8 protein-coding genes (1 of these 8 cut by a window edge) are annotated in these 10,000 nt (G+C 41.2%); all 8 read right to left on the bottom strand.

Annotation, left to right across the window (positions count from 1 at the left end):
• A protein-coding gene (locus ACCB35_RS00040; protein ID WP_374055346.1) for an HD-GYP domain-containing protein crosses the window boundary here: on the bottom strand, positions 1-704 show its 5' portion. Its footprint begins 406 nt before the window's first position; only the first 704 of its 1,110 coding nucleotides appear in the window; it begins with the start codon at positions 702-704; its stop codon lies off the left edge, out of view.
• Positions 705-839: 135 nt separating this feature from the next.
• Positions 840-3,374: a DNA gyrase subunit A gene (gyrA, locus tag ACCB35_RS00035; protein ID WP_374055345.1), complete on the bottom strand. Its 2,535-nt coding sequence runs from the start codon at positions 3,372-3,374 to the stop codon at positions 840-842.
• 109 nt (positions 3,375-3,483) lie between these two features.
• On the bottom strand, positions 3,484-5,400 hold the full coding sequence (gyrB, locus tag ACCB35_RS00030; protein WP_374057090.1) for a DNA topoisomerase (ATP-hydrolyzing) subunit B: 1,917 nt from the start codon (positions 5,398-5,400) through the stop codon (positions 3,484-3,486).
• 48 nt (positions 5,401-5,448) lie between these two features.
• Entirely contained in the window at positions 5,449-5,703 is a 255-nt protein-coding gene (gene remB / locus ACCB35_RS00025; protein WP_374055344.1) for an extracellular matrix regulator RemB, read from the bottom strand.
• A gap of 9 nt (positions 5,704-5,712) precedes the next feature.
• Complete coding sequence (recF, locus tag ACCB35_RS00020) at positions 5,713-6,831, bottom strand: DNA replication/repair protein RecF (RefSeq protein ID WP_044340281.1); 1,119 nt, start codon at positions 6,829-6,831, stop codon at positions 5,713-5,715.
• A 17-nt stretch (positions 6,832-6,848) separates the two neighbouring features.
• A complete protein-coding gene (gene yaaA / locus ACCB35_RS00015) occupies positions 6,849-7,067 on the bottom strand; it encodes a S4 domain-containing protein YaaA (RefSeq protein WP_044340280.1) in 219 nt (72 codons plus the stop codon).
• Between the two features lie 243 nt (positions 7,068-7,310).
• Complete coding sequence (gene dnaN, locus ACCB35_RS00010) at positions 7,311-8,447, bottom strand: DNA polymerase III subunit beta (protein WP_044340279.1); 1,137 nt, start codon at positions 8,445-8,447, stop codon at positions 7,311-7,313.
• Between the two features lie 206 nt (positions 8,448-8,653).
• Positions 8,654-10,000, bottom strand: a complete 1,347-nt coding sequence (dnaA, locus tag ACCB35_RS00005) for a chromosomal replication initiator protein DnaA (protein WP_299745599.1) — start codon at positions 9,998-10,000, stop codon at positions 8,654-8,656.

Raw genomic sequence — 10,000 nt, 5'->3', positions numbered from 1 at the left:
TCATGATGTTGGAAAATCGCCAGTTTTGTCTCTGTTTTTAATAATGGCGTATCTTTAACCATCCTGTATCCGTTGGCTGTGTGAAGCTTTATTTCTTTAAATTCACTCTCCGATAAAGGTTGTTCTTTCGTTAATATGTGGGGACTTACCTTGGCCATGCCACAGTCTGCCAGGGCACCCGCTAAAGCCAGCTGGTTCACCTGACCTGAATTCAAACCTAACTTCTTACCTAGGAGGGCACTAATGATCCCCACTGAAATGGCATGATGATAAATATAATCTTTTTCCGTTGAATATTGATGGAGAGAGTGCACATATGTATGGTTCCGTTCAACCATTTGAATAAGCGGGAGTATTAATTCTCTCACTCTTGCAACATTCACAGCAGTCCCTGATTGCCAGTTCATGAATTCTTTCTTATATTCCCTGATAGTCTTTAAATAGAGATCAAAGAAACCGACTGGCTCATTCATCACCTTTTCCTCTTGTTCTATTTCCATATTACCAGAGGGTGAAGTCCTGAGTGGGCGTCCATTCGCTTTTGCATTCTCTATTATGAGCTCAGTTATATGAAACGCTTGAAGGATTTTCAAATGCTCTTCTTCAAGTACTGTATTCTTTGGAATGATAGGGCTCGCTGCCATTCCCATAACATCTTCTGCTACGATGGATCCCAATTGTACCTCTCCACGATGTACCTTCAACTATCGACACCTCACCTCAAACCTTATTTTTATAGTTTATTTTACCAAATTTGACAGCTTATAGATATTTTTTTCAAAAAAATAAGCTATTTCCAGAATGAAGGTTTCATTACTGGAAATAGCTTACCCGTTTAGTTATTGTTCTGTATCATCACTTACATCTTCAGTGGTTGTTTGGTCTTCGCTGTCCGGTTGTTCAATTCCCTCAGCCGTTTCAACTGGTGCTTCCGTTTCTTCTTCATCTTCTTTCTCAACTTTGGCAACTGTTGAAACAAATTCACTTTCTTGAAGACGGATCAGCTTAACGCCTTGAGTGTTACGACCTGTAGTGGAAATATCATTCACGTCCATACGGATAAGGACACCATGTGCTGTGATAATCATTAAGTCTTCTTCACCCGTAACAGCTTTAACAGAGACAAGCTCTCCGTTCCGTTCCGTCACATTACATGTTTTTAATCCTTTACCACCACGTGTTTGAACTCTATATTCACTGGCAGGAGTACGTTTACCGTAACCATTTACCGTTACAACTAAGACATCACTCTTCTCTTCCAGGATTTCCATTCCAACAACAATGTCATCATCACTCAGGTTAATTCCTTTTACCCCGGTAGCTGTTCTTCCCATTGAACGAACATCCGTTTCAGGGAAACGAATAAGCATACCTTTTTTCGTTCCGATGATCATATCTTTCTCTCCATCGGTAAGTTTGACGGAAATGAGCTCATCGTTTTCTCGAAGGTTAATGGCGATGAGACCGTTCGTACGGATATTGGCGAAATCTGATACTGGCGTACGTTTTGAAATCCCTTGCTTCGTAGTGAAGAATAAGTACCAGTCGTCCACGAATTCTTCCACTCGAATCATGGCGTTGATCCACTCATCTTTTTCTACCCCAAGCAGGTTGATGATCGGAAGTCCTTTAGCAGTACGGCTGAATTCAGGAATTTCATATCCCTTTGCACGGTATGCTTTTCCTTTGTTTGTAAAGAAAAGAATCGTATCATGAGTTGACGTTGTCAGTAAGTGTTCAACAAAGTCTTCATCATTGGTACCCATTCCCTGGATTCCTCTTCCTCCACGCTTTTGACTGCGATAGGTCGATACAGGCAGGCGCTTGATATATCCGTTATGAGTAAGGGATACGACAATATTTTCTCTTGGAATTAAGTCTTCATCTTCAATATTCTCAATTCCACCCGCTACGATTTCTGATCTTCTCTCATCATTGAAGCGTTCTTTGATTTCGATAAGCTCTTCACGGATAATTTCAAGAACTTTTTCATCATCTGCCAGGATCGCTTTCAATTCTGTAATCTGCTTCACAAGTTCTTGATACTCGTCTTCAATTTTTTCTCGTTCTAATCCGGTTAAACGTTGAAGTCGCATATCCAGGATCGCTTGAGCCTGCTTGTCAGAAAGGGAGAAATTCTCCATCAATCCTTGTTTCGCAAGTTCTGTTGTTTGAGATCCGCGAATAAGGGCGATAATTTCATCAATATGATCTAAGGCGATTCGTAAGCCTTCTAAGATATGGGCCCTTGCTTCTGCTTTGCGCAATTCGAATTCCGTTCTACGACGAATGACCACGCGTTGATGCTGTAAGTAATGATATAGACACTCTTTTAAATTCAATACCTTAGGCTGCCCATCAACAAGTGCCAGAAGGTTAATACCGAAGCTTGTTTGAAGAGCCGTTTGCTTATATAGATTATTAAGCAAGACATTCGCATTCGCATCTTTTCTTACTTCAATTACGATACGCATACCATTACGGTCCGATTCATCACGTAAATCTGTGATGCCATCAATTTTCTTATCACGAACAAGATCGGCAATCTTCTCGATCAGTCTCGCTTTATTTACTTGATAAGGAATTTGATGAACGATAATCGTTTCTTTCCCGTTGCTTTTTTGTTCAATTTCCACACGGGCACGCATGGTGATGGAACCTTTACCTGTTTCATAGGCGCGACGGATCCCACTTCTTCCTACAATCAGTCCCGCAGTAGGGAAATCAGGTCCATAGATGAATTCCATCAGCTCTTGAATCGTAATGTCGGGATCTTTACTTAATGCAAGGATTCCATCGATGACCTCTCCAAGATTATGAGGTGGAATATTCGTTGCCATCCCTACAGCGATACCTGAAGAACCGTTCACTAACAGGTTAGGGAAACGGGCAGGTAATACTTCCGGCTCTCTCTCGGTACCATCATAGTTATCTTTATAATCAATTGTATCTTTATTAATATCACGAATGAGTTCCATAGAGATCTTGGACATACGTGCTTCTGTGTAACGCATGGCCGCGGCTGCGTCTCCATCGACAGAACCAAAGTTACCATGACCGTCTACAAGCATATAGCGATAGTTGAAATCCTGTGCCATACGCACCATTGTGTCATAAACAGCAGAGTCACCATGAGGGTGATACTTACCGATTACTTCACCGACGATACGGGCTGATTTCTTGTATGCTTTATCAGCAGTCATCCCCAGGTCATTCATCGCATACAAAATACGACGATGTACGGGTTTCAGGCCGTCACGGGCATCAGGGAGTGCACGGGAAACGATGACACTCATCGCATAATCCAGGAAAGACGAGCGCATTTCACTACTTATATTAATCTCTTTAACATTCGATCTCGGTGTTTCTGCCATAGTAAAAGGGACCTCCTTTTAAAGAAAGATTTATACCTTTCTCATTCTTTACCTTGTCCGCTATGTAAAAGACAGGATAGCACGCAGGTCTATCCTGTTATATTTTATTTTAGATATCCAAATTCTTAACGTAAGCTGCGTTTTCTTCGATGAAGTTACGTCTCGGCTCTACCTTGTCACCCATCAGGATATCAAAGGTTTCATCAGCCTCGATTGCATCCTGAAGACTTACTTGCAGCAGGGTTCTTGTTTCCGGATCCATGGTTGTTTCCCAAAGCTGCTCAGGATTCATTTCTCCAAGACCCTTGTAACGCTGGATTCCAGGTTTAGGCGTCGGGGAGATTTCTGCTAAGATGCGGTCCAGTTCTTTATCATTGTAGGCATACTCGATTTTCTTCCCTTGTTGTATTTTGTACAAAGGTGGTTGTGCGATGTAGATGTATCCTGCTTCAATGATATTTCTCATGTAGCGATAGAAGAACGTCAATAATAGCGTGCGAATATGGGCGCCATCGACGTCTGCATCGGTCATGATCACGATTTTATGGTATCTCGCTTTAGCCAGATTGAAGTCTTCGCCAATCCCTGTCCCGAGAGCTGTGATGATCGCACGAACCTCGTTATTTGAGAGGATCTTATCCAAACGTGCCTTTTCTACGTTGATGATTTTACCACGCAGAGGAAGGATGGCTTGGAAGTGACGATCCCGGCCTTGTTTAGCAGATCCGCCGGCTGAGTCACCCTCAACCACGTAGATTTCACTGATGCTCGGGTCTTTAGAAGAACAGTCTGCCAGTTTACCAGGTAAGCTGGAGATCTCAAGGGCACTCTTACGACGGGTAAGCTCCCTTGCTTTTTTCGCAGCCAGACGGGCACGTGCAGCCATTAGTCCTTTTTCCACGACTTTTCTTGCGACAACCGGGTTTTCAAGTAAGAACGTTTCTAAATGCTCTGAGAAAAGGGAATCTGTAATCGTTCTTGCTTCTGAGTTACCGAGCTTTGTTTTTGTCTGACCTTCGAATTGGGGATCAGGATGTTTAATCGAGATAATCGCTGTTAATCCTTCACGAACATCTTCCCCTGAAAGATTCGCATCGCTCTCTTTAAACACATTATTTTTTCGGGCATAGTCGTTAATGACCCTTGTTAGAGCCGTTTTGAATCCGGACTCATGGGTCCCGCCTTCATGAGTATGGATGTTATTGGCGAAGGAATAAAGATTGCTTGCGAATCCGTCATTGTATTGAAGAGCGATTTCAACGGTGATATCATCTTTCTCACCCTCAATGTAGATCGGTTCTTCATGAATGACTTCCTTCGAACGGTTAAGGTGCTCAACGTAGGACTTGATTCCACCTTCATAATGGTAGTCCCTTCTTTTCCCTTCTCCGCGCTTATCTTCAATACTGATCTGGATCCCTCTGTTTAAGAACGCCAATTCACGAATACGGTTTGCAAGTGTGTCATAATCGTATTCCGTCGTTTCAGTAAAGATTTCAGGATCTGGAGTGAAGTGAATGATCGTTCCCGTTTTATCCGTTTCTCCAATAACCTTAAGATCAAAGCTTGGGACACCTTTTTCGAATTTTTGATAATAGATGTTTCCATCACGATGAACATGGACTTCAAGTTCTGTGGAAAGAGCATTTACAACTGATGCCCCAACCCCGTGAAGACCTCCGGATACTTTATATCCGCCGCCTCCGAACTTACCACCCGCGTGAAGGACCGTCATGATTACTTCAACGGCGGGACGTCCCATTTTTTCGTGAATACCGACAGGGATACCACGTCCATTATCTGTAACAGTAATACTGTTATCCTCTTCGATGATGACTTCGATTTCATTACAGTAACCGGCTAACGCTTCATCGATACTGTTATCAACAATCTCCCACACCAAGTGGTGCAATCCTCTTCCGCTTGTTGATCCAATATACATACCTGGTCTTTTCCGAACGGCCTCTAATCCTTCTAAAACCTGAATCTGATTTTCATCATAGGATTGACCTTGTTTTTGTTCCATAGCCATACTGATTCACCTACACTTTCTAACCTTCAGGGCTTTATATTTCTATAATAAATTCTCGTAGTTTGAGTATTTCTTTGATCGCTTCTTCAACGTACTTGATGCCAGTGGTGAGAGATACAACTGATTGGTCGTGATAACAAGAGATTTATATGAACCCTTTGCGAGGTTGCAAAGGTTTTTATCTTTCGTTTTTAGAAAATGTTGAATTTCCTCTGAAAATTGAACGGTGTCTCGATCAATAATTGCGATGATTTCATCTGTACGTACCATGACATCTTCTCCAACATGTATGTACAAGGTAACACCTCATTTCAATCTTTTCATTGATCCGGCTTCCACTTCGAACGTAGTCGCCTCGTTTAAGGTTTGATGATCAATACCATCCACGTTTGTCGTGGTGACAAAGGTTTGAACTTTCCCCTGAATGGTATTTAATAAGTGGGACTGACGATAATCATCTAATTCAGATAAGACATCATCCAGAAGTAAGATGGGGTATTCTTTAATTTCAGAGTGAATCAGCTCGATTTCTGCAAGCTTCACAGAGAGGGCTGTTGTCCGTTGCTGCCCCTGCGATCCGAATGTTTGAACATCCCTTCCATTCACAATAAATTGAAGATCGTCCCGATGCGGCCCGACCAGGGTCACACCGCGATCAATTTCCCGCTCGCGGATACCATCAAATTTCTGCTCATATATATCTACCATTTTTGACCATTCTTGATTATCTGATACATCTAAAGACGGTTTATATACGATTTCCAAGGTTTCTAAGTTCCTTGATATCCCGGAATGGATCGGTTTTGCCCAACTTTCTAACAGCTGAACGAACTCAAAGCGCTTTTTCGTAATTTTCACAGCCATCTCAATGAACTGTTCCGTCAAGACATCCAGCATGGTCTGGTCTTTTTGTTTTCTCGTTTGCAATTGTTTCAGATAATGGTTCCGTTGCTGTAATATTTTCTGATAAAGGCTGATATCATGTAAATAAACAGGAGAAACCTGACCGATTTCCATATCAATAAAACGACGCCTTACTTGAGGGCTCCCTTTAACTAAATGGAGATCTTCAGGCGCAAACATGACAACATTCATATTGCCGACATATTGACTTAGTTTCGATTGTTCAAGGTGATTACTTTTCGCTTTTTTTCCCTTTTTCGACAGGACAAGCTCCAATGGTAACGCACCATTATATTTCTGAATCCTACCTTTTATTTTAGCATATTCCTCGTCCCAACGGATTAAATCTTTATCATTTGAGGTCCGGTGGGATTTAGCCATTGCCAGTACATAGATAGACTCCATAATATTGGTCTTTCCTTGAGCATTCTCTCCAAGAATTACGTTCACCTTATTTTCGAAACTCACGTCGATTGATTCGTAATTTCGATAGTTTCTTAATTCTAATTGTTCAATGTACATGGAAATAACACCCTTTATTATTCTCCAGCAACCACAAATACTCCTACTTCCGGAATTTCAATTGTGTCACCAATTGTGAGTTTTCTGCCTCTTCTTTGGTCTTGTTCGCCATTTATGTATACCTCATATTCACTTAAGAACCATTTCGCCATCCCGCCGGACTGAATTACTTCAGCAAGCTTCAGGAATTGTCCCAATGTGATGATTTCCGTTTCAATGGTGATCTCTTTCGCCACTAAAATCACTACTTTCCGTATAAAGTCTCTAATATCTTATTTTACTCTAAATAGAGTTAAGTCACAACTAACGAAAAATCAGCAAGGACTCGTAGAGCAATTTGCACTTGTTATCATTGGTTTCTTCATTGAGCAGACGCTGTTTTTGGCAGAAATCGACGAAAGGGATTCCTTCAATTACCAGATAAAGTGTAGAAAAAGAGCCAATACCCCCATGTAAAGGCATCGGCTCTTGTATATTCATTAATACGTTCTTACTGGAAGAATCAACTGAAGGATCGAATCATCATGAAGTGGTTTCAGTACGAACGGTCTCATAGCTCCGGTGAAATTCACATAGATTTCTGTTCCTTCAATGGCTTTTAACGCGTCCATCATATATTTCGCACTAAAGGAGATTTTCAATTCCTCTCCTTCAATGGATTGACTTTGTACTTGCTCGATGACTTTCCCGATTTCAGGTGTGTTAGATGAGATCTCTATCATCCCGCCATCAAGAGTGGAAAGCTTCACGACGTTATTTCTTCCCTCTCTTGCAAGTAAAGACGCACGGTCTATCGCTTGTAAAAATTCCTTCGTATTCAGTGTTAGCTCTGTTTTTGTATCTGAAGGAATTAATCGGCTTGTGTCAGGATAATTCCCTTCTAATAATCTTGAGAAAAATAATAAGTGCTTCGCTTTGAATAGCACTTGATTTTCAGTGATCACGATTTCCACAGGCTCTTCTGTATCATCAAGGATTTTATTCAGCTCGTTTAAGCTTTTCCCTGGAATCACAATATTGTATGAAGCATCATGATTTGTTTCAATTGGCGCTTTTCTCATCGCAAGTCTGTGACTATCTGTTGCAATACAGCTTAGTTCCCCGTTTTCAATCTGACAGTTTACACCTGTCAAGATGGGGCGTGTTTCTGAGGTGGACACTGCAAATACGGTTTGTCTGATCATCGTTTTTAGAAGATCGGTTGAAACTTTAATTCCGTTTCCTTCTTCAATCTGAGGAAGATGTGGGTACTCTTCCGGATCTAAACCGTTTAAATTAAATTCCGCCTGCCCCGAACGAATAACCGTTTGGAAATGATTTTGAACTTCAATTTCCACTGTATCTTTAGGTAATTTCTTAACGATTTCACTAAAGAACTTAGCTTGAAGAACAATTCCTCCAGTTTCCATGATCTCTACAATTTCTGAACCTTCTTCCTCATTCGGAATAAAAGATTCAATTGAAATATCTGAATCACTACCTGTTAATGTTACGCCATCTTCAGTAGCAATGATTTTTATTCCTGTAAGAATGGGAATGGTTGTTCTTGACGTTACTGCTTTCATGACATCTTGGACGCTTTGAACAAGATAGTCCCTTTGAATAACAAATTTCATGATTTATTCCTCCAATTTGCACATAATTTTATGGACTGAATCATATACTAATAATTTATTTAAAAAATAGTAACAGAAGTAGTAGGGCCTGTTGATATGTGGATAAGTGTGTGAATTCAACGTAAACACAGCCTATCCACATGTGGACAGACTGTGTGCTAGTTTGTCTTAGTTATTCACATTATCCAGTTTTTTTGTGTGTAAGATTAACTCTTCAAAGACTCACGAATTTCTTTCAGTTGCTGCTGAAGAAGAGCATCTGCTCCGAGTAATGTACTGATCTTCTCATGAGCATGAATGACGGTCGTGTGATCCCGGCCGCCGAACTCTTCACCGATCTTTGGAAGTGAAGAATCCGTCATTTCCCTGGATAGATACATAGCGATCTGTCGGGGAAACGCAATGGACTTTGTTCGTTTCTTGGCCTTAAAGTCTTCCAGCTTCACATTGAAGTGCTCTCCAACGACACGTTGAATTTCCTGGATGGTGATAACCCGCGGTTTTGAGCTCGGAATGATATCTTTCAAAGCTTCAGCTGCCAGATCAGCGTTAATATCTTTATTTATAAGAGAAGAGTACGCAACAACCCGGATTAAAGCGCCCTCTAACTCACGAATATTTGAATCGATTTGATTGGCTATATAAAGCATGGCTTCATTTGGAATGTCCAATCCTTCAGCCTTTGCTTTTTTTCGTAAAATCGCAATTCTCGTCTCGAGATCTGGCGGTGTTATGTCTGTAATAAGACCCCATTCGAATCGAGAGCGGAGTCTGTCTTCGAGTGTCGGAATTTCTTTCGGTGGCCGATCACTGGAAATGACAATCTGCTTGCTTTCTTCATGTAAGGTATTAAAAGTATGGAAAAATTCCTCTTGTGTTTGTTCTTTTCCTGCTAAAAATTGAATGTCATCTATTAATAAAACATCAACGCTGCGGTACTTATTGCGGAAATCGACTGCTTTATTGTCTCGAATGGAGTTAATGAATTCGTTCGTGAATTTCTCAGAGGATAGATAAACCACTTTAGCAGCAGGATTATGCTCCAGTACATAATGTCCGATCGCATGCATTAAGTGAGTTTTACCCAGTCCCACTCCACCATAAATAAACAAGGGATTATAGGCTTTAGCAGGCGCTTCAGCCACAGCTAAAGAAGCAGCATGGGCGAAACGGTTGCCCGAACCGATGACAAAGGTGTCGAATGTATATTTAGCGTTCAGCATATTTTGATTGATATCCTGCTGATCATCGTCTTTCATCGATTTCTTTGGCGGTAATTGAATATCAAACTCTTCCGGCTCCTGGTTTTGAGGAATGATGAATTTCACGACCAATTCTTCGCCCGTTATATCATACAAAACCCCGGAGATTAATTGAGAGTAGCGTCCTTCTAACCAATCCCGCGCAAATTCATTTGGAGCTGTAATGACAAGAGTGTCCCCTTGTATGGAATGTGCCTTAGTAGATTTTAACCAAGTGTCAAAGCTCGGTTTGCTTATCTTTTTTTCGATGCTTTCTAAGGCTTTGCTCCAAAGATCCCCGATATTCTCCAA

Origin of the sequence: Rossellomorea sp. FM04394, assembly GCF_041889765.1 — a bacterium.
Lineage (GTDB): Bacteria > Bacillota > Bacilli > Bacillales > Bacillaceae_B > Rossellomorea > Rossellomorea aquimaris_B.
Note: the sequence above shows the minus strand (reverse complement) of the source record. Positions and strands in the feature narration are given on the sequence as shown.

Excerpts from the sequence above, each read along its gene's own strand:
- gyrA (WP_374055345.1), bottom strand. The coding sequence starts at position 3,374 with ATGGCAGAAACACCGAGATCGAATGTTAAAGAGATTAATATAAGTAGT.
- gyrB (WP_374057090.1), bottom strand. The coding sequence starts at position 5,400 with ATGGAACAAAAACAAGGTCAATCCTATGATGAAAATCAGATTCAGGTT.
- recF (WP_044340281.1), bottom strand. The coding sequence starts at position 6,831 with ATGTACATTGAACAATTAGAATTAAGAAACTATCGAAATTACGAATCA.
- dnaN (WP_044340279.1), bottom strand. The coding sequence starts at position 8,447 with ATGAAATTTGTTATTCAAAGGGACTATCTTGTTCAAAGCGTCCAAGAT.